At 66.3% G+C, this 17,994-nt stretch carries 22 protein-coding genes; 16 read left to right on the plus strand and 6 right to left on the minus strand.

Annotation, left to right across the window (positions count from 1 at the left end; translation table 11 throughout):
• The first annotated feature begins 10 nt into the window (after window positions 1-10).
• Entirely contained in the window at window positions 11-886 is an 876-nt protein-coding gene (locus tag AC3WOS_RS18905) for a PAS domain-containing protein (protein ID WP_492717567.1), read from the plus strand.
• Between the two features lie 448 nt (window positions 887-1,334).
• Here AC3WOS_RS18905 and AC3WOS_RS18910 read toward each other — a convergent pair whose 3' ends face one another.
• Window positions 1,335-1,559: a hypothetical protein gene (locus AC3WOS_RS18910; RefSeq protein WP_492717568.1), complete on the minus strand. Its 225-nt coding sequence runs from the start codon at window positions 1,557-1,559 to the stop codon at window positions 1,335-1,337.
• Window positions 1,560-1,819: 260 nt separating this feature from the next.
• On the opposite strand from AC3WOS_RS18910, the gene AC3WOS_RS18915 reads away from it, so the two are divergent.
• Both AC3WOS_RS18915 and AC3WOS_RS18920 read left to right on the plus strand, forming a co-directional pair.
• A complete protein-coding gene (locus AC3WOS_RS18915; protein WP_492717569.1) occupies window positions 1,820-2,395 on the plus strand; it encodes a chromate transporter in 576 nt (191 codons plus the stop codon).
• Complete coding sequence (locus AC3WOS_RS18920; protein ID WP_492717570.1) at window positions 2,392-2,976, plus strand: chromate transporter; 585 nt, start codon at window positions 2,392-2,394, stop codon at window positions 2,974-2,976. Before AC3WOS_RS18915 ends, AC3WOS_RS18920 begins: the two co-directional genes overlap by 4 nt.
• 47 nt (window positions 2,977-3,023) lie before the next feature.
• On the opposite strand, the gene AC3WOS_RS18925 is transcribed toward AC3WOS_RS18920, so the two are convergent.
• A complete protein-coding gene (locus AC3WOS_RS18925) occupies window positions 3,024-3,590 on the minus strand; it encodes a YceI family protein (RefSeq protein ID WP_492717571.1) in 567 nt (188 codons plus the stop codon).
• 210 nt (window positions 3,591-3,800) lie between these two features.
• On the opposite strand from AC3WOS_RS18925, the gene AC3WOS_RS18930 reads away from it, so the two are divergent.
• On the plus strand, window positions 3,801-4,979 hold the full coding sequence (locus AC3WOS_RS18930; protein ID WP_492717572.1) for a multidrug effflux MFS transporter: 1,179 nt from the start codon (window positions 3,801-3,803) through the stop codon (window positions 4,977-4,979).
• Window positions 4,980-4,987: 8 nt separating this feature from the next.
• Here the strand turns inward: AC3WOS_RS18930 and AC3WOS_RS18935 are convergent, their stop codons facing one another.
• A complete protein-coding gene (locus tag AC3WOS_RS18935) occupies window positions 4,988-5,236 on the minus strand; it encodes a hypothetical protein (protein WP_492717573.1) in 249 nt (82 codons plus the stop codon).
• Window positions 5,237-5,448: 212 nt separating this feature from the next.
• Between AC3WOS_RS18935 and AC3WOS_RS18940 the strand changes: the two genes are divergently transcribed.
• Window positions 5,449-5,898 (plus strand): RrF2 family transcriptional regulator, encoded by a 450-nt coding sequence (locus AC3WOS_RS18940; protein WP_492717574.1) that lies wholly within the window; start codon window positions 5,449-5,451, stop codon window positions 5,896-5,898.
• A gap of 4 nt (window positions 5,899-5,902) precedes the next feature.
• Here the strand turns inward: AC3WOS_RS18940 and AC3WOS_RS18945 are convergent, their stop codons facing one another.
• A complete protein-coding gene (locus tag AC3WOS_RS18945; protein WP_492717575.1) occupies window positions 5,903-6,478 on the minus strand; it encodes an SRPBCC family protein in 576 nt (191 codons plus the stop codon).
• Between the two features lie 24 nt (window positions 6,479-6,502).
• Entirely contained in the window at window positions 6,503-7,165 is a 663-nt protein-coding gene (locus AC3WOS_RS18950) for a GntR family transcriptional regulator (protein WP_492717576.1), read from the minus strand.
• Window positions 7,166-7,313: 148 nt separating this feature from the next.
• Here AC3WOS_RS18950 and dctP point away from each other — a divergent pair, with 148 nt between their 5' ends.
• From dctP to AC3WOS_RS19000, 10 genes are read left to right on the plus strand one after another with little or no spacing between them, the layout of a single operon-like run.
• The gene (gene dctP / locus AC3WOS_RS18955) at window positions 7,314-8,333 is read left to right on the plus strand and encodes a TRAP transporter substrate-binding protein DctP (protein ID WP_492717577.1); all 1,020 of its coding nucleotides are present in this window, start codon (window positions 7,314-7,316) and stop codon (window positions 8,331-8,333) included.
• Window positions 8,330-8,884 carry a TRAP transporter small permease gene (locus tag AC3WOS_RS18960; RefSeq protein WP_492717578.1) on the plus strand — a complete coding sequence of 185 codons (555 nt, stop codon included), beginning with the start codon at window positions 8,330-8,332 and terminating at the stop codon, window positions 8,882-8,884. The genes dctP and AC3WOS_RS18960 overlap by 4 nt, the downstream gene beginning before the upstream one ends.
• Window positions 8,881-10,230, plus strand: coding sequence for a TRAP transporter large permease (locus AC3WOS_RS18965; RefSeq protein WP_492717579.1), 1,350 nt, complete (start codon window positions 8,881-8,883; stop codon window positions 10,228-10,230). Before AC3WOS_RS18960 ends, AC3WOS_RS18965 begins: the two co-directional genes overlap by 4 nt.
• On the plus strand, window positions 10,227-11,894 hold the full coding sequence (mdcA, locus tag AC3WOS_RS18970) for a malonate decarboxylase subunit alpha (protein WP_492717580.1): 1,668 nt from the start codon (window positions 10,227-10,229) through the stop codon (window positions 11,892-11,894). Before AC3WOS_RS18965 ends, mdcA begins: the two co-directional genes overlap by 4 nt.
• A 48-nt stretch (window positions 11,895-11,942) precedes the next feature.
• The gene (gene mdcC / locus AC3WOS_RS18975) at window positions 11,943-12,254 is read left to right on the plus strand and encodes a malonate decarboxylase acyl carrier protein (protein WP_492717581.1); all 312 of its coding nucleotides are present in this window, start codon (window positions 11,943-11,945) and stop codon (window positions 12,252-12,254) included.
• Complete coding sequence (locus tag AC3WOS_RS18980) at window positions 12,251-13,147, plus strand: biotin-independent malonate decarboxylase subunit beta (RefSeq protein ID WP_492717582.1); 897 nt, start codon at window positions 12,251-12,253, stop codon at window positions 13,145-13,147. The genes mdcC and AC3WOS_RS18980 overlap by 4 nt, the downstream gene beginning before the upstream one ends.
• Complete coding sequence (gene mdcE / locus AC3WOS_RS18985) at window positions 13,147-13,863, plus strand: biotin-independent malonate decarboxylase subunit gamma (protein WP_492717583.1); 717 nt, start codon at window positions 13,147-13,149, stop codon at window positions 13,861-13,863. Before AC3WOS_RS18980 ends, mdcE begins: the two co-directional genes overlap by 1 nt.
• Window positions 13,847-14,500: a malonate decarboxylase holo-[acyl-carrier-protein] synthase gene (mdcG, locus tag AC3WOS_RS18990; protein WP_492717584.1), complete on the plus strand. Its 654-nt coding sequence runs from the start codon at window positions 13,847-13,849 to the stop codon at window positions 14,498-14,500. The genes mdcE and mdcG overlap by 17 nt, the downstream gene beginning before the upstream one ends.
• Complete coding sequence (mdcB, locus tag AC3WOS_RS18995) at window positions 14,497-15,495, plus strand: triphosphoribosyl-dephospho-CoA synthase MdcB (RefSeq protein WP_492717585.1); 999 nt, start codon at window positions 14,497-14,499, stop codon at window positions 15,493-15,495. Before mdcG ends, mdcB begins: the two co-directional genes overlap by 4 nt.
• Window positions 15,492-16,400, plus strand: a complete 909-nt coding sequence (locus AC3WOS_RS19000) for an ACP S-malonyltransferase (protein WP_492717586.1) — start codon at window positions 15,492-15,494, stop codon at window positions 16,398-16,400. The genes mdcB and AC3WOS_RS19000 overlap by 4 nt, the downstream gene beginning before the upstream one ends.
• Before the next feature lie 48 nt (window positions 16,401-16,448).
• Here the strand turns inward: AC3WOS_RS19000 and trxC are convergent, their stop codons facing one another.
• Window positions 16,449-16,901: a thioredoxin TrxC gene (trxC, locus tag AC3WOS_RS19005; RefSeq protein WP_492717587.1), complete on the minus strand. Its 453-nt coding sequence runs from the start codon at window positions 16,899-16,901 to the stop codon at window positions 16,449-16,451.
• A gap of 199 nt (window positions 16,902-17,100) precedes the next feature.
• On the opposite strand from trxC, the gene AC3WOS_RS19010 reads away from it, so the two are divergent.
• Window positions 17,101-17,985, plus strand: a complete 885-nt coding sequence (locus AC3WOS_RS19010; protein ID WP_492717588.1) for an alpha/beta fold hydrolase — start codon at window positions 17,101-17,103, stop codon at window positions 17,983-17,985.
• Window positions 17,986-17,994: the final 9 nt, after the last annotated feature.

The following is a 17,994-nucleotide window of genomic DNA, read 5'->3' on the forward strand; positions in this document are numbered from 1 at the left end:
GAGAAATTGCATGGACGTGAATGACGACGACTCGACGAACTGGATGATCGAAGATGAGGTAGCGCCGACCAAGCCAGCGCCGGCGCAGACGCCCATGCCATGGCGGGTGCTGATCGTGGACGACGACGTCGATGTGCACGTGGTCACCAAATTTTCCCTCAGCAATGCCTGCTTCATGGGCCGGCGCATCAGCTTCCTGCACGCCTACAGCGGCGAAGAAGCGCTGACCACCTTGCGGGCCAATCCCGACGTGGCGCTGGTGCTGCTCGACGTCATCATGGAGACCAGCGACGCCGGCCTGCGCGTGGCGCGCCAGATCCGCGACGTGCTGGGCAACCACCTGGTGCGCATCGTGCTGCGCACGGGCCAGCCGGGCCAGGCGCTGGAACACAGCATCATCCTCGATTACGACATCAACGATTTCTGGTGCAAGACCGACCTGACCACCCGCAAGCTGTTTACCACGGTCATCTCGTCGCTGCGCGCCTATGCGGGCCTGGAAGCGGCCGAGCAGCGCAACCACGCCCTGCAGACGGAACTGAGCCAGGCGCGCCGCCTGCTGGCGGCCGTGGACCAGCATGCACTGATGATGACCATCAACGCTGCCGGCAAGATCGCCGACGTCAACGACAAGCTGTGCGCCGTGCTCCATTTTGCGCCTGAGCAGCTGCTGGGGCAGTCGCCGCGCATGCTGCACGAAGCCACCCTGCCCCAGGACCAGCTGGCCGACGCGCTGCAGGCACTGCGGGATGGCGAGGCGTGGAGCGACGTCGTGACGGCCTACGCCAGCGATGGCCAGCCGGTGCGCCTGCGCACCACCATCATGCCCGCGCTCGACGGCAACGGCCGTCCGGCCGCCTACGTCGCCGTCGCCAGCCTGATGTAGGTGCCGGCGCGCCGCCGGACAAAATACTGTTCAGGCATACAGTAGTGAACTGCTTTCATTTTCGCTCAACTTTCCCCGTACTTGCCTGCATCTTGCCGACATCCGGACAACGGAACGCGCTAAGTCGCGGATTGTTAAGCACTTTTTCGGATATCCACAATGACTGTGGATATCTTTGTGGACAAGCCCCTCTTGACAACCCAAGAAGCCTGTACTGACGGGCCTTTCAACAAACTGCCTATCCAGAAGGCAAAAAATATCTTCAATAAAATCAACCACTTACAATATCACCGATTGTCACCATGAAAGTTACTTCAAAATATCTTCAAACGGCATTTTGTGTATAACTAAGCGGGTGGGGGCCGGCGGCAAAACGCCGCGCCGGCAGCGCGACCAGCCCGGCGGGAATATCTCTTACCGGGCTGAAATAGAAAGGCTTAAGAAAGGTTCAATGATGGGCTTTTCGCCGCTGTTCGGGGTGTAATAGCACCCGTTCAATGACGTGGGCCTGGACATTGTTGGACTTCAGGTACTCGATCGCGCACATGGTGTTGAAGCTGGCTTGGACCAGGATGCCGCGGTCGACGACATCGCGGCAGTGCTCGTCGATTCTCACTTGATACAGGTCAGCGGACGCAGGCGACGCTGTCGGTTGCAGGCTAAGAACGTTCATCACCATCCTTTAGTCGGTTGTTACATTGCGGCCAGCTCCTCTTCCGGCCGGGCGCCTGGGCGGCTGCCAGAAACGAGTATCGGCCAAGATGGACCAAAGTCAATGGCAGCTTCCCATCGCCGCGCAATTAAAAGTTATTCCCGCCCCACACCCTGAAAAAGCTGTTTTGTGCTAAATCAAATGTCCCGTTCGCAACTACGCCCGGGCCCGCTTTTTCGAGTGGCCGCACGGCAATTCGCGCGCCATGCCATAATTGCGGCATGACTGCGCCACCTGTGCCGGAACGGCCCCGCCCCACTTCCCTATCCGACCTGTTCGTCTCGTTTACCCTGCTGGCCCTGCAGGGCTTTGGCGGCGTGCTGGCCGTCGTCCAGCGTGAACTGGTCGAGCGCAAGCGCTGGCTGAGCCAGGAAGAATTCATCGAGGAATGGGCCGTGGCCCAGATCATGCCCGGCCCCAACGTGGTCAACCTGTCCATGATGATAGGCGGCCGTTATTTCGGCCTGCCCGGCGCGCTGGCGGCCCTGGGCGGCATGCTGACGGTGCCGCTGCTGCTGGTATTGCTGCTGGCCCTGCTCCACTCCCATTATGCCGCCCATCCGGGCGTGGCCGGCGCCCTGCGCGGCATGGCGGCCGTGTCGGCCGGCATGATCGCCGCCACCGGACTGAAAATGAGTTCGGCCCTGCGGCGCCATCCGCTGCCGCTGGCCGGTTCGCTGCTGATCGCCGCGCTGGGCGTGATATGCGTGGTGGTGCTGCACTGGCCGCTGATCTATACGCTGGCCCTGCTGGGCGGCCTGGGCTGTGTGATGACTTACCGGAAGATGCGCACGTGAACGCCCCTATCCACTTGACGCTGGACTGGGCCGACTGGCTCAACCTGTTCGGCCACTACCTGATGCTGTCGCTGATGTCGATCGGCGGCGCCATATCGACCACGGCGGAAATGCACCGTTTTCTGGTGGAAGAACACCATTGGCTGACACAATCACAGTTTAACGACTCGATCGCCATCGCCCAGGCGGCGCCGGGACCGAACGTGCTGTTCGTGGCCTTGATGGGCTGGAACGTGGGCCTCAATGCCGGCAGCTACCTGGCCGCCCTGGCCGGCGTGGCCGTCACCATGACGGGCATCATGGTGCCCAGCACCACCATTACCTACCTGGCGGCCCGCTGGGGCCACCAGAACCGCGACATGCTGGAAGTGCGCGCCTTCAAGCAGGGCATGGCGCCGGTGGTGGTGGGTTTGATGGTTTCAGTGGGCATCATCCTCGGCAGCGCTCACCGCGACCTGGCACAGGACTGGCCACTGTGGCTGTTGTCGGTGGCGGCCGGCCTGCTGATCTGGCGCACCAGGATACATTTGCTGTGGCTGCTGGCAGCGGGCGCCGTGCTGGGCTGGTTCCAACTGGTCTGAACCGCTAAAGAACCGCCCACGCAAGGGGCCGGACACCCACTTGCCGCTTATTCCTTGATGGCTTCGACAGCGAAGGTCAGGGTGACATCATCGCCCACGTAAGGGGCATATTTACCGGCGTTGAACTCGGTACGCTTGATCTTGGCGACGGCGTTGGCGCCGCACGCTTCCTTCTTCATCATCGGGTGCGGCATGCACATGAACGACGTCACCGTCAGCGTGACGGGCTTGGTCACGCCCTTGATGGTCAGGTTGCCGTCGACGGTGGCCAGCTTGTCGCCGTCAAAGTTGAACTTGGTCGATTTGTAGGTGATGACGGGATACTTGGCCGTATCGAAGAAATCCTCGCCCTGCAGGTGGCCGTTGAAGGTCGGATAGCCGGTATCAAGCGATTTGGCATCGATCGTCACTTCCACTGAACCCGTCTTGGCAGCGCGATCGAGCACGATCTTGCCCGTCGTGCTGTCAAAACGGCTCAACTGCGTGGAATAGCCGAAATGGCTGTATTCAAAGCGCGAAAACGTATGGGTGGTGTCCATGACGAAGGTTTCCGGGGTGGCCGAGGCGGCCATGGTGAAACCGGCGGCGAACAGCAGGGCGACTATCTTTTTCATCTAAAACTCCAATCGGGCAAACGGTGGTGAGCGGCCGGCGCGGCGCAGCTCAAGTGTGAGACCGATTATGCGTGCATGGACATTCGATGTAAAACGCAAAGTTTACCGGTTTAACATCGAAAAAATCGATAGTTCCAGCGGCCGGGGCTAGCCGATACGGGTTCAGCCCGAGTAGCGTAAAATACCGTTCCAAAGAACAAGAAGTACCCCATGAATATTCTGCTGACATTGTTGCTGGCCGGCCTGACCATGGTCGGACCATTGGCAATCGACACCTATCTGCCCTCTTTCCCAGCCATTGCCCGCGATTTCGACGCTACCCCGCTCGCCATCCAGCAGACGCTGAGCCTGTTCATGTTCTGTTTTGCCGCCATGATGCTGTTCTACGGCACCCTGTCGGACTCGTTCGGCCGCCGCCCCGTCATCCTGGGCTCGCTGCTGCTGTATATCGCCGCCTCGATCGGCGGCGCCCTGGCGCCCACGCTGGGGGTGCTGCTGGTATGCCGCGTGCTGCAAGGGCTGGCGGCCGGTGCCGGCTCGGTGGTGGGCCGGGCCATCGTACAGGACCGGTTCTCGGGCGGCGAAGCACAAAAGATCCTGTCGCACGTGATGATGGTGTTCGGCCTGGCGCCGGCCATCGCGCCCGTGCTGGGCGGCTGGCTGCAGGTGAGCCTGGGCTGGCGTTCCATCTTCTGGTTCCTGGCCGGCTTCGGCGTGCTGATGTTTGTCGCCGTGCAGCGCGCGCTGCCGGAAAGCTTGCCGCAGCAGGCGCGCCACCCGTTCCACCTGGGCGCCATCGCCGCCAATTACTGGAAAGTGCTGTGCCACCGCCAGTTCCTGCTGCTGTCCGTGGCCATCGGCCTGAGCTTTGGCGGCTTTGCCCTCTACATCGGCTCGGCCGCCTATTTCGTCATCGACATCCTGCATTTGCCGGAGACAGCCTTCGCCTGGCTGTTCATTCCCCTCATCAGCGGCATGATCGTCGGCTCGGCGCTGGCGGCCAAATTCGCCCACCGCTACCGCCAGCGCACGCTGGTCTGGCTCGGATACGGGCTGATGGCGCTGGCCGCCGCCGCCAACATGGCCTATAACTACCTCTATCCGGCACAAGTGCCGTGGGCCGTGCTGCCGCTGTTCGTCTATTCGTTCGCGCTGGCGCTGGCCATGCCGCCGCTGACGATGATGGCGCTCAACCATTTCCCCAACAACAGCGGGCTGGCCTCGTCCATGCAGTCGTTCATCCAGATGCTGCTGTTCGCCCTGGTGTCAGGCCTGGTGGCGCCCTTGCTGTTCGACAGCGCCTTCAAGCTGGCCTGCGGCGTGATGGCCGGCCTGGTGGCCAGCCTGGCGGCATGGCTGCTGGGCCAGCCGGCCCGGTCCGCAAGCTGAGAGGGCACTCACGGCCAGGGCGTGGGCGTGACATCGACGTACTGCGGGCCGCCTTCGGCCGGCTCCGGCACCTGGCCGCCCGGCATGGGGTGACGCTCATCGGCCAGGGCCAGGATTTCCTGGCGCGCCGCCACGAAATCGGCATTGGACAGGGGATGTTGCTTGTCGGGCCAGTTGTCGATGGCCCATTGCTGCAGCGCCTCGAACCGGCGCCACAGTTCGCCGACAAACTGCCGGCGCTGGTCGCTGTTGTCCATCATTCCTCCGCTTGTGAAGACGGGCCAGTATGTGGCAAGCTGCCGTCAAGATCGGTGCGATGCCGCACATGGTTGGCCCATGTGACCATCATACTGCAATCATGTGTGCCCTCGGCCGCCGGCAGGCTGAATTTCCCTCCACGCCGGCCAGCTAGTAGAATAGCAAGCTGCAAGGGGCATTGACAGCCCTCCCCGCCACCACGGAACCGACGATGCGACTGACTTCCTTCACCGATTACACGCTGCGCACGCTGCTGTACCTGAGCGCCCATCGGGATCGCCTGGTCACCATCCAGGACATCGCCGACGTCCATTCGATTTCGAAGAACCATTTGATGAAGGTGGTGTACCAGCTGGGCCAGTCCGGCATGGTGGAAACGGTGCGCGGACGCAACGGCGGACTGCGCCTGGGGCGCGAGCCCAAGGACATCAATATCGGCCAGCTGGTGCGGGAAACGGAAACGGATTTCTACATGGCCGAGTGTTTCGACCGCGAGCACAACACCTGCCCGCTGACGGGCGACTGCCGCCTCAAGTCCGCCCTGGGCCAGGCCACCCGCGCCTACCTGGACGTGCTCGACCGCCTGACCTTGCAGGACATGCTGCCCGGCGCCACGCCACCGGCCGAGGGCGTGCCCATCGTCCTGCAACGCCGCAGCTGAGCCGCTACAGCGCCGCCGGGCTGGCGTGCCGGTCCGGGCCGGCCATGCGTGGCGCGGGCGCCTGGCCTTCCAGCACCGCCTTCAGCCGCCGCAAGGCTTCGGCCGACTCGGCCGTCACCTGGCGCCGCACGCGCAGCTGGTCGGCCAGCAGGAACAGCAAATTGGGCCGCGCATACTCGAATTCACGCTCGAACAGCGTGCCGCCGTCCACGGCCGTAAGCCGGTAACTGACCTTGCCGCTGCCACCCTCCTCGATCTTGCCCGCGATGGCCCAGCGCTGCGGCGCCTGGCGCTGCACCACGGTCCAGCGCACCCGGCCCTGATAGCCGGCCACAATGAAATCCTCGTCCACCACTTCCCCCATGCGCAGCGAATGGTCGGTCGCGCCGGCCACGGCCAGCGACGAGGGATGCCAGCGCGGCCAGTTGCCCGGCGTGGTCACATAGTCGAACACGGCGCCCGGACTGCGGGCGATGACGGCGCTGTTGCGCACGGCGCCGGGCGGCAAAGGCAATGGCGCCAGCAGCACGGCACCCAAGGCCACCAGCAGGACAATGCCTGACACGGGAACGCGGCGCATCTTGCCTCCTTCAAGTTGACGGTGTCAGACCGCCTTTTGGCTCAGCAACGGCAACGACGCCATCAGATCGGAAAATCGCTGGCCCTGTATCATCACGTGCTCGCGCAGCAGCTGGGCCGCCCGCTCGCCGTCGCCATGCACGATGGCTTGCACCACGCCGTCGTGCTCATCGTAGGAATTGGCCAGCCGGTCACGCACCCGCAACTGCAGGCGCCGGTACGGCCGCAGGCGCCGGTACAGCGCCCGCGTCTGTTCGATCAGGAACTGGTTGTGGCTGCCCGCGTAGATCGCTTCGTGGAATTCCTCGTTCTTGTAATAGTAATCGTCCGGCTCGTGCGCGTCACGCGCGCTCTTGCAAGCCTGGTGCGCGTCCAGCAAGGCTTGCTGCTCCCGCGGCGTCATGCGGCGCGCGGCCAGCCGGCCGCAGGTGGCCTCCAGTTCCGACATCACTTCGAACATTTCCACCAGCTGCTGCGGCCCCAGCTCGGCCACGATGGCGCCCCGGCGCGGGCGTATCACCACCAGGCCCATGGAGGCCAGCTGGATCAGCGTTTCGCGGATGGGCGTGCGCGAGACGCCGAAGCGGGCCGCCAGTTCCGTCTCGTCCAGGTGCTGGCCGGGCGACAGCGCGCCCACGGCGATCATTTCCTCTATCTGTTCGCGCAAGGTGGCCGAATGGTTCTTCATCGTGTGCAGTCAAAACGTGTATATGAGACTCCATTATAAAACGCGGATTTGGCTTGACAATGTATTTAATCAATATATTCTTGTATACACAAAGAAGATTATTGCATATTCAAATGCAAGTAACCGTGAGACCATCCTTGGAGGACGTATGAGTTCGATCAATCGCAGGGCCATGCTCGGTGCGCTGGCCACCAGCCCGCTGTGGCTGTCAACGGCGTGGGCGCAGCAAGCGACGACGCTGAAAATCGCGCACCAATTCCCCGGCGGCACCGTCAACGAAGGCGACTTCCGCGACCGCCTGACCCGTATGTTCGCGGCCGAAGTGGAAAAGCGCAGCAAGGGCGCACTCAAGTTCGAAATCTATCCCGGCTCTTCCCTGATGAAGACGAACGCCCAGTTCTCGGCCATGCGCAAGGGCGCGCTGGACATGTCGCTGGTGCCCCTGTCGTACGCGGGCGGCGAGGTGCCCGAGGTCAATATCGGCCTGATGCCGGGCCTGGTCACCACCTACGATCAGGGCTACGCCTGGAAGAACGCGGAAGTGGGCAAGGAACTGAACCGCATCCTGCTCGACAAGGGCATCGTCGTCGTCAGCTGGATCTGGCAGGCCGGCGGCATGGCCTCGCGCACCAAGCCCGTGGTCGAACCGGAAGACGCCAGGGGCATGAAGATACGGGGCGGCTCGCGCGAAATGGACCTGATCCTCAAGGCGGCCGGCGCGGCCGTCGTCACCCTGCCGTCGAACGAGATCTATGCCGCCATGCAGACCGGCGCCATGGAAGCGGCCCTCACCTCGTCCACTTCGCTGATCTCGTTCCGGCTGGAGGAAGTGTCGAAGGCGCTGACCACGGGCCGCGGCAGCGCCTACTGGTTCATGTTCGAACCGCTGCTGATGTCCAAGGCCGTGTTCGACCGCCTGAGCAAGGAACAGCAAGCCATCATCCTGGCCGTGGGCGGCGAGCTGGAAGCGTTCGCCCGCAAGTCGGCCCAGGCCGACGACGCGCAGGTGGCGGCCGTCTACGCCAAGAGCGGCGCCAAGGTGGTCGACCTGAGCGCGGCCACCGTCAAGAAGTGGCAGGCCATCGCCCGCACCACGGCCTGGAAGGACTACGGCGAGCGCAATGAAAACTGCGCCAGGCTGCTCAAGCTGGCGGAGAAGCTGCTATGAGCCACGGCTTCGAACTGGAGCCGCCCAAGGGACCGGCGCTGCCCGACAACGCCGCCCTGGGCGCGCTGGCCGGACTGCTCAACCACCTGAACGGGGCCTTGCTGCGGCTGGCCATGGGCGCGCTGGTACTGACGGCCTTGATCCTGACCTATTCCGTGGTGTCGCGCTACTTCTTCCATGTACCGACCGACTGGCAGGACGAGGCGTCCGTGTTCATGCTGGTGGGCGTGACCTTCTTCTGCACGGCCTACGTGCAGTCGTACCGGGGCCACATCGGCATCGAGGCGCTGGCCGCGCTGCTGCCGCGCGGCGTGAACCAGGCGCGCCTGTTCATGGTCGATGCCGTGTCCTGCCTGTTCTGCTGCTTCTTCTCGTGGAAGTCCTGGACCCTGTTCCATGAAGCGTGGCGCGACGGCCAGACCACCTCCTCCACTTTCGCCCCGCCGCTGTGGATACCGTACGCGATGATGGCGGCCGGCATGACGCTGCTCACGCTGCAGCTCCTGCTGCAAAGCGCCACCCGCCTGACCGACAAACGGAGCGCCCCATGAGCGAACTGACCCTGGGCGCCCTGTACGGCGCCGTGACGCTGGTGGTCATGTTCTCGGGCATGCCGATCGCCTTCGCGCTGGGCGTGGTGGCCACCGGTTTCATGTACTTCTTCATGCCCGCCTCCTCGCTCGACACGGTGACCCAGAACGTGTACGAGGAAATGGCGTCGATCACGCTGCTGTCCATTCCCCTGTTCATCCTCAAGGGCGCCGCCATCGGCAAGTCGCCGGCCGGCAAGGACTTGTACTCGGCCATCCACACCTGGCTGCACAAGGTCCCGGGCGGGCTGGGTATCGCCAACGTGTTCGCCTGCGCGCTGTTCGCCGCCATGGCCGGCTCCTCGCCGGCCACCTGCTCGGCCATCGGTTCGGCCGGCATCCCCGAGATGCGCAAGCGCGGCTACTCGCCCGGTTTCGCGGCCGGCATCATCGCCGCCGGCGGCACGCTGGGCATCCTGCTGCCGCCGTCCATCACCATGATCCTGTACGCGGTGGCGGCCGAGCAGTCGCTGGGCCGGCTGTTCCTGGCCGGGATAGGACCGGGCCTGCTGCTGGTGGTGCTGTTCGCCGGCTATGCCGTCTACCGCGCCCGCAAGGAGTACCGCGCCGCGCTGGCGATCTACCAACAGGGCGGCACCAAGTCGGCCTACCTGGAGGACGAGCATTTCACGCTGGGACAAAAGGTGGAAATGCTGCCGCGCGTGCTGCCCTTCATCATCCTGCTGATCGGCGTGATGGTGGCGCTGTACGGCGGCTTCGCCACGCCGTCGGAAACGGCGGGCCTGGGCGCGCTGCTGGCGCTGCTGCTGATCGCCGGCATCTACCGCGTGTGGCGGCCCAGGGACCTGGCGCCCATCCTGACTTCGACCATCAAGGAGTCGACCATGCTGCTGCTGATCATCGGCATGTCGCTGTTCTATTCCTACGTGATGAGCTACCTGCACATCAGCCAGTCGGCCGCCAACTGGGTGGTCGCCATGCACCTGTCCAAGTGGGTGCTGCTGGGCGTGATCCTGCTGATGGTGATCGTGTTCGGTTTCTTCCTGCCGCCCGTGTCGATTATCCTGATGACGGCGCCCATCATCCTGCCGCCGCTGAAAGCGGCCGGCTTCGACCTGATCTGGTTCGGCATCGTCATGACGGTGGTGATGGAAATGGGCCTGATCCACCCGCCCGTGGGACTGAACATCTTCGTCATCAAGAACATCGCGCCCGATATCCCGCTCAAGGAAGTGATCTGGGGCGTGATGCCGTTCCTGCTGCTGATGTTTGCGGCAGTACTGCTGTTGTGCGTATTTCCCGGCATTGCCACCGGCCTGCCGGCCATGATCATGGGAGCCCAATGATGAATACCCCGCGCGTGTGGAACACGCTGCAGGTGAACCGCGCCGGACGCCTGCAAAGGGCGCGCACGGCGCTCGGGCACGACCTGGCCGGCAAGGCCTTGCCCGCCCACCGCATCGCCGACCTGCTGCATGCGGTGCTGGAACACGGCGACCGCGTCTGCCTGGAAGGGAACAACCAGAAGCAGGCCGACTTCCTGGGCCAGGCGCTGGCCGGGCTGGACCCGGAGCGCGTGCACGACCTGCACATGCTGCTGTCGGTGCTGGCCCTGCCGGAACACCTGGACGTGTTCGAACGGGGCGTGGCCTCGCGGCTGGACTTCTCGTTTTCCGGCCCGCAGGCGGTGCGCGTGGCGCAGCTGGTGGCGGCCGGCAAGCTCAATATCGGCGCCATCCACACCTATCTGGAACTGTTCGGCCGCTATTTCGTCGACCTGCCGCCGCGCGTGGCGCTGGTGGCGGCCGAAGCGGCCGACCGCCACGGCAACCTGTACACGGGGCCGAACACGGAGGACACGCCGGCCATCGTGGAAGCGACCGCGTTCAAGAACGGCATCGTGATCGTGCAGGTGAACCAGATCGTGGACCAGCTGCCGCGGGTGGACATTCCGGGCGACTGGGTCGACTTCGTCGTGCAGTCGCCCCGTCCCTACTACATCGAACCGCTGTTCACACGCGACCCGGCGCAGATTTCCGAGATCCAGGTGCTGATGGCGATGATGGCCATCAAGGGCATCTACGCCGAATACCAGGTCGAGCGGCTGAACCACGGCATCGGCTTCGACACGGCCGCCATCGAACTGCTGCTGCCGACCTATGCTGCCTCGCTCGGCCTGCAGGGCAAGATCGCCCGCCACTGGGCGCTCAATCCGCATCCGGCGCTGATCCCAGCCATCGAATCGGGCTTCGTCGAATCGATCCACTCGTTCGGCTCGGAGCTGGGCATGGAGCAGTACATCCGCGCCCGCCCCGACGTGTTCGCGGTGGGGCCGGACGGCTCGATGCGCAGCAACCGCGCCCTGTGCCAAGCGGCCGGCCATTACGCCTGCGACATGTTCATCGGCTCCACCCTGCAGATCGATTTGCAGGGCAACTCATCGACCGCCACGCTGGGACGCATCGCCGGTTTCGGCGGCGCGCCCAACATGGGCGCCGACGCGCGCGGCCGGCGCCATGCCAGCCCGGCGTGGCTGAAGGCGGGCCAGCAGGCGCGGGCCGGACGCAACGTCATCCCGCGCGGCCAGAAACTGGTGGTGCAGATCGTGGAAACCTTCCGCGAACACATGCACCCGGCCTTCGTCGACCGGCTCGACGCCTGGGAGCTGGCCGAGCAGTCCGGCATGGCCATCCCGCCGGTGATGATCTACGGCGACGACCTGACCCACATCCTGACCGAGGAAGGTATCGCCAACCTGCTGCTGTGCCGCAGCGACGAGGAACGCGAGCAGGCCATCCGCGGCGTGGCCGGCTACACGCCCGTGGGGCTGGCGCGCGACCACCGGATGGTGGAGAATCTGCGCGACCGCGGTATCATCCGGCGCGCCGAGGACATGGGCATCGACAAGCGCCTGGCCACGCGCGACCTGCTGGCGGCGCGCACGATGAAAGACCTGGTGCGCGCCTCGGGCGGCCTGTACGACCCGCCCAAGCGCTTCCGCAACTGGTAGGCGTCTGGCAGGCATCTGGTCGCTTAGGTACACAAAACAAGGAAGATTATGGAAACCCTCAACTATCGGTTCGAACAAGGCGAGCGGCGCCTGACCTTGCCGCCGCAGCTGGCAGGCGTGGTCGGCTCGGGCAACCTGGAAGTGCTGATCGAGGCGGCGCCGCTGCAAGGCGCCTGCACCATCGAAATCAAGACGGCGGCCGTGGGCTTCGGCCCGATCTGGGAAGCGGTGATGCGCGACTTCCAGCAACGCTGGCGCCTGGCCGATGTGCGCATCTCCATCAACGACATGGGCGCCACGCCGGCCGTGGTCAGCCTGCGCATGGACCAGGCCGTGCAATCGATGCTGGAGGCGCCATGAGCAGCTATCTGGAAGCGACGGCGCGCGAACGCCTGCGCGACCTGTTCGACGCAGGCAGCTTCGAGGAATTCGTCGCGCCCGTGCAGCGCGTCGTCAGCCCCCACCTGGCGCAGCTCAACGCGCCCGTCGCATTCGACGACGGCGTGGCCGTGGGCCGCGCGAAACTGAACGGCATGCCCGTCTACACGGCCGCGCAGGAAGGCGGTTTCATGGGCGGCGCCGTGGGCGAAGTGCATGGCGCCAAGCTGGTCGGCCTGCTGCGGCGCGCCGCCCGCGAGCGGGCGGCGGCCGTCGTGCTGCTGCTCGAATCGGGCGGCGTGCGCCTGCATGAAGCGAACGCCGGCCTGATCGCCGTATCGGAGGTGATGCGGGCCCTGCTCGACACGCGCGCCGCCGGCGTGCCGGTGGTAGTGCTGGTGGGCGGCTCCAACGGCGCCTTTGGCGGCATGGGCATCGTGGCGCGCTGCGCCAACGTGGTGGTGATGTCGGAGGAGGCGCGGCTGGCCATGTCGGGTCCGGAAGTGATCGAAACGGCCAACGGCGTGGAGGAATTCGACGCGCGCGACCGCGCACTGGTGTGGCGCACCACGGGCGGCAAGCACCGCTACCTGCTTGGCGACTGCCAGATGCTGGTGGCCGACGAGATGGCCGCCTTCCGCCAGGCGGCGCAGGAGGCCATCGCCGCCTGCGCCGGCGCGCCGGTGGAACTGACGCTCGAAGCGCTGGAACAGGAGCAGCTGCTGCTGGCGCAACGCATCGAACGCTTTGGCGCGCTGCGCGATCCGGAAGATATCTGGCGCGCGCTGGGCATACCCGACCCGCAACAGATCCCCATGCTCGAAGCACGGGCCTTCATCGACGCCGCCGCGGCGCATCGCCTGGGAGCGAAATAATGGAATGGACAGCATTGGCAGCAGCCTTGTTCCCGCAAGGGCACGCCATCACGGAACAGGACCACTTCCTGAGCGGCACCGCGCAGGTGGAGGATCAAACGGTGGCCGTGATCGGCACCACGGGTCACGCGCCCATCGGCGTGGAGATCGCACTGGCGCAAGCCCGGGCCGTGCTGCGCACGGTACGCGACGCGCCGGGCCGCCCCATCCTGCTGCTGGTCGACACCCAGGGCCAGCGCCTGCGCCACCGCGACGAAATGTTGGGCATCAACAGCTACATGGCCCACCTGGGCAAGTGCGTGGAGCTGGCGCGCCGGCGCGGCCATCGCATCGTCGCGCTGGTGTACGACCAGGCGCTGTCCGGCGGCTTCCTCACCAGCGGCCTGATGGCCGATGCCTGCTACGCCCTGCCCGACGCCACCATCCGCGTCATGGGCCTGCCAGCCATGGCCCGCATCACCAAGGTGCCGGAAGCCGTGCTGACGGAGCTGGCGCGCAGCAACCCCGTATTCGCGCCGGGACCGGAAAACTATCTGCGCATGGGCGGCCTGGAAGGTATCTGGCATGGCGACCTGGCCGCCGCGCTGGCCACGGCCCTGGCCGAAGCCGATCCGGCCGACCGGCGCAGCGCGCTGGGCCTGGCGCGCGGCGGCCGCCAGCTGGCGCAGCCGGTCGCCGCCGCCGTGATGGGGGATGGCCATGTTCGGGCGGCATGAGCTGGTCTGGCTGAACGCGGACGGCTGGCGCAGCGCGCGCGAGCGAGCAAGCGCCCCGCCCGCCCACGCGGACGCGCTCGCGCGCTGGCAGCACGAGGATTGGCCGCTGGTGGCGCGCCGCCGCGACGGCGATGCCGGCGCGGAGGAAGCATGCCTCGGCCTGCCCTTGCCGCCTGACGCCGATGGCGGCAACAAGGTGCGCATCGCGCTGCGGATCAACCGTAGCGGCGTGGCGCGCCACACTGCGCCGCTGCCGCTTGCGGCGCCATTCCCATCGCCATGGTCCGACCTGTTGGCCGGACTGGCGCGCGACGCCGGCAGCCTGCCGCTGCGCGTGTACGGTTCGCTGGCCATGCAGACACTGACCGGCCTGCCCTATGTCACCGCGCGCTCCGATATCGACCTGCTGGCCTATCCAGCCACCGGCCGGCAGCTGCACGCCGCGCTGGCGCTGCTGTCGCAGTACGCCACCCGCCTGCCGCTGGACGGCGAATTGATCTTCCCGTCCGGGCAGGCCGTGTCATGGAAGGAGTGGCTGCAAGCGAAACTGAGCCAGAGCCGGGTACTGGTCAAGGAGGCGCACGCCGTCCACCTGGCCGACCCGCAAACACTGCTGGCAACGCTGGAGCAGCCATGAAGTTCTCCGCCCAGACCATCCGCTTGCGCATGCCCAATACGATGGCGGCCGCGTTCCAGTCGCCCAGTCCTGCCGATTGCACCGATCGCGCCGACGCGCAACGATGGCACGCGCACGACATTGCCTGCCTGGCCGTGCGCAGCCTGCACGCGGAGCTGTGCCTGTATCCCAAGCCCGGTCTCGTATCGCTGGTCGACAGCGGCAGCCATGACGACATGGATGCCGAGACATTCATGCGCAGCCTGTTCTCGCTGCGGCACTATTTCAAGCGCATCTGCCTGGCCGGCATGGACGATGCGCCGTTTGCGCGCCTCAAGCAGCTTGGCATCGCGGCGGAAACGGCCATGCTGGCGGCGACGCGCGGGATCAACACGCACCGCGGCGCCATCTTCAGCCTGGGCCTGTTGTGCGCCGCTGCCGGACGCGCGCATGCCGGGCGCACGCCGGTATCGCCGCAGTCGCTGCGGGCCACGCTGCTGCATCGCTGGCGCGACGAACTGGCTGCGCACGCCAACCCACCGTTGCAAGGTCCGGGCAACGCGCTGGCGGACGCCGCATCGCCTGGCATGCACGACGCCGCGCCGGGCCTGAGCAACGGGCTGCGCGTGGCGATCCAGCATGCAGCCGCCGGCGCCCGCGAGGAAGGCGCGCTGGGACTGCCGTCCGTGTTCGAAGTCGGATTGCCGGCGCTGCAGGCCACGCTGGCGCGCGGCGGGGGCATGCACCGCGCCCGCGTGGATGCCCTGTACGCGCTGATGGCCCACGTCAGCGACACCAACATCTATCACCGCGCCGGGCCGCAAGGCGCGCAGACGGTACGCGCCGCCGCGCAACGCTTCCTGGCGCTGGGCGGCACGGCCAACCCCGGCTGGCGCCTGGAGGCGGAACAGCACCATCGCCGCTTCAAGGCGCAGCGCCTGTCGCCGGGCGGCGCGGCCGACCTGCTGGCGGCGACCTGCCTGGTCCATGCCATCGCCTGCCGGGACGCGCGATGAGATGCCGCCTGCTGTTGCTGTGCCCCGGCCAGGGCAGCCAGCACACCGCCATGTTCGAGCTGGCGCGCAGCGACGCGCGGGCGGCCGCCCTGCTGGACCGGCTGGAACTGCCGCCGCTGACGGGCGACATCTACGGCAACCGCAATGCCCAACCCCTGATCGTGGCCGCTGCCCTGGCCATTTGGGAAGCCGTGCGGCCGTTCGCACCAGCGCCCGCCCTGGTAGCCGGTTACAGCATCGGTGAACTGAGTGCCTACGGCGTGGCCGGCGCGCTGACGCCGGACGACGCCATTGCGCTGGCCGTCACGCGCGCCCGCCTGATGGACGCCTGCCTCGACACCCATCCGGGCCAGGCGCTGCTGGCCATCGCCGGCCTGCCGCTGGCGCGCATCGGCGCGCTGGTCGCGGACCGGCAATACTACATCGGCATCGAAACAGGGGAAGACAGCTGCATCGCCGGCGGCCCGGCCGCCGCGCTTGTATCGCTGGAGCAGACGCTGGCCGCAGCCGGGGCACGCTGCACGCGCCTGCCCGTGCAGGTGGCCTCGCACACGCCCTACATGGCGCCGGCCGTGGCGCCGTTCGCGGCCGCCCTGCATGCCACGCCGTTCGCGCCCATGCAGGCGCCCGTGCTGGCCGGCGTGGATGCGGTGGCCGTCCGCGGCAAAGCGCCGGCGGTGGAACAGCTGTCGCGCCAGTTGGCCGAGACCATACACTGGCAAAGCTGCATGGATGCCTGCGCCGAAGCGGGCATCACGCTGGCGCTGGAACTGGGGCCGGGGTCGGCGCTGTCGCGCATGTTGCAGGCACGCCATCCGCATATCGCCTGCCGTTCCGTGGCGGACTTCCGCAGCCTGGCCGGCGTGCGCGCGTGGCTGGAGCGCGAGTCCGGTCATACCACCTGAACTGCCCCGTCGACGCTGCCCGGGGGCGGCAAAATGCAGTCCGCTGTCCTAGCCGCGCAGATGCTGGTTGGCCCAGGCCACGATATTGGCGGCGTCCATGGCGCCCGGCTGGCGCGCCACTTCCCGCCCGTTGCGGAACAGCGCCAGCGTGGGGATGCTGCGGATGGCATGGCGGGCAGCCAGTTCCTGCGCCTCTTCCGTGTTGAGCTTGACGACGCGGAACGCCGGTTCCAGCCGCTGCGCGGCCTGCGCATAGAACGGCGCCATGGTCCGGCACGGACCGCACCAAGGCGCCCAGAAGTCGACCAGGACGGGAATATCGCTGCGTTCGATATGTTTCAAGAAGCGGGCCGCCGACAGCTCCAGCGGCTGGCCCGTGAACAGAACCTTCTGGCACTTGCCGCACACGGGCTCCTGCCCCAAGCGGGCCGCCGGGACCCGGTTGACGGCGTCGCAGTGCGGACAAACGATGTGTAACGATGAGCTGGAGTCGGCGGTCATGGCCAGTGCCTTGTAAATTGACAGGAAACAGATGCAAGGTTAGCAGAATTTGGCGCCAAGGTGCGCCAGTCGCAAGCTGTCCGCGCCCGGTGCCGTCACCCGCCTGCTATGAAGCAGGCCGGACTATCGGTATGATGTGGAAGTCATCGGTTTCCAGCGGCCGCGGTCAGGCCGGACCAGCCCTCAGGCGGAGAACGCTATGGAATACATCAACACGGAACGACTGCGCATCGGCTACCGCGAACACGGCGTGCCGGACGGCGAGCCCCTGGTCCTGCTGCACGGCTGGCCCGACGACATCCACACCTGGGACCAGCTGGTCCCCACGCTGGCCAGCGTAGGCTACCGCGTCATCGTGCCGTTCTTGCGCGGCGCCGGCGAAACCCGCTTCCTCGATCCCCACACGCCCCGCAGCGGCCAGCTGAGCGCGCTGGCGCAGGACTTGCTGGACCTGGCCGACGCCCTGCGCCTGCCGTCATTCACCGTCATCGGTCATGACTGGGGCGCCCGTGCCGCCTACAACGCGGCCCTGCTGGCGCCGCAGCGCGTGCGGCGCTGCATCGCCCTGTCCGTCGGCTGGGGCACCAACGATGCGACCCAGGCGCTGAGCCTGGAACAAGCCCGCAACTACTGGTATCACTGGTACATGGCGACGGAACGCGGCGCCGACGCCGTGCGCAAGGAACGGCGCGAACTGGCCTGCCTGCTGTGGCAGACATGGGCGCCTGACTGGCAATTTACCCAGGCAGAGTTCCGCAGCACGGCCCACTCGTTCGACAATCCCGACTGGCCCGCCGTCACCCTGCATTCCTATCGTCACCGCTGGGGCTTCGTGGCCGGCGATCCCTACTACGCACAGCAGGAAGCGGCCCTGCGGCAAAACAGCGTGATCGGCGTGCCGACCCTGCTGCTGCATGGCGAGCAGGATGGCGCCAACGGCGTGGCCACGTCGGCCCACAAGGAACACCTGTTTTCCGGTCCTTACACACGCCTGGTGCTGCCCGGCGCGGGCCACTTCCCCCAGCGGGAACAGCCGGAGGTCGTGGCCGGTCACATCATGAACTGGCTGCGCGAAACGCCGTAACGGCACCGG

The sequence above is a fragment of the Rugamonas sp. FW305-51 genome (assembly GCF_058786935.1).

Coding starts and splice junctions, on each gene's coding strand:
- AC3WOS_RS18905 (WP_492717567.1), top strand. CDS start 11: ATGGACGTGAATGACGACGACTCGACGAACTGGATGATCGAAGATGAG.
- AC3WOS_RS18910 (WP_492717568.1), bottom strand. CDS start 1,559: ATGAACGTTCTTAGCCTGCAACCGACAGCGTCGCCTGCGTCCGCTGAC.
- AC3WOS_RS18915 (WP_492717569.1), top strand. CDS start 1,820: ATGACTGCGCCACCTGTGCCGGAACGGCCCCGCCCCACTTCCCTATCC.
- AC3WOS_RS18925 (WP_492717571.1), bottom strand. CDS start 3,590: ATGAAAAAGATAGTCGCCCTGCTGTTCGCCGCCGGTTTCACCATGGCC.
- AC3WOS_RS18930 (WP_492717572.1), top strand. CDS start 3,801: ATGAATATTCTGCTGACATTGTTGCTGGCCGGCCTGACCATGGTCGGA.
- AC3WOS_RS18935 (WP_492717573.1), bottom strand. CDS start 5,236: ATGGACAACAGCGACCAGCGCCGGCAGTTTGTCGGCGAACTGTGGCGC.
- AC3WOS_RS18940 (WP_492717574.1), top strand. CDS start 5,449: ATGCGACTGACTTCCTTCACCGATTACACGCTGCGCACGCTGCTGTAC.
- AC3WOS_RS18945 (WP_492717575.1), bottom strand. CDS start 6,478: ATGCGCCGCGTTCCCGTGTCAGGCATTGTCCTGCTGGTGGCCTTGGGT.
- AC3WOS_RS18950 (WP_492717576.1), bottom strand. CDS start 7,165: ATGAAGAACCATTCGGCCACCTTGCGCGAACAGATAGAGGAAATGATC.
- dctP (WP_492717577.1), top strand. CDS start 7,314: ATGAGTTCGATCAATCGCAGGGCCATGCTCGGTGCGCTGGCCACCAGC.
- AC3WOS_RS18960 (WP_492717578.1), top strand. CDS start 8,330: ATGAGCCACGGCTTCGAACTGGAGCCGCCCAAGGGACCGGCGCTGCCC.
- AC3WOS_RS18965 (WP_492717579.1), top strand. CDS start 8,881: ATGAGCGAACTGACCCTGGGCGCCCTGTACGGCGCCGTGACGCTGGTG.
- mdcA (WP_492717580.1), top strand. CDS start 10,227: ATGATGAATACCCCGCGCGTGTGGAACACGCTGCAGGTGAACCGCGCC.
- mdcC (WP_492717581.1), top strand. CDS start 11,943: ATGGAAACCCTCAACTATCGGTTCGAACAAGGCGAGCGGCGCCTGACC.
- AC3WOS_RS18980 (WP_492717582.1), top strand. CDS start 12,251: ATGAGCAGCTATCTGGAAGCGACGGCGCGCGAACGCCTGCGCGACCTG.
- mdcE (WP_492717583.1), top strand. CDS start 13,147: ATGGAATGGACAGCATTGGCAGCAGCCTTGTTCCCGCAAGGGCACGCC.
- mdcG (WP_492717584.1), top strand. CDS start 13,847: ATGTTCGGGCGGCATGAGCTGGTCTGGCTGAACGCGGACGGCTGGCGC.
- mdcB (WP_492717585.1), top strand. CDS start 14,497: ATGAAGTTCTCCGCCCAGACCATCCGCTTGCGCATGCCCAATACGATG.
- AC3WOS_RS19000 (WP_492717586.1), top strand. CDS start 15,492: ATGAGATGCCGCCTGCTGTTGCTGTGCCCCGGCCAGGGCAGCCAGCAC.
- trxC (WP_492717587.1), bottom strand. CDS start 16,901: ATGACCGCCGACTCCAGCTCATCGTTACACATCGTTTGTCCGCACTGC.
- AC3WOS_RS19010 (WP_492717588.1), top strand. CDS start 17,101: ATGGAATACATCAACACGGAACGACTGCGCATCGGCTACCGCGAACAC.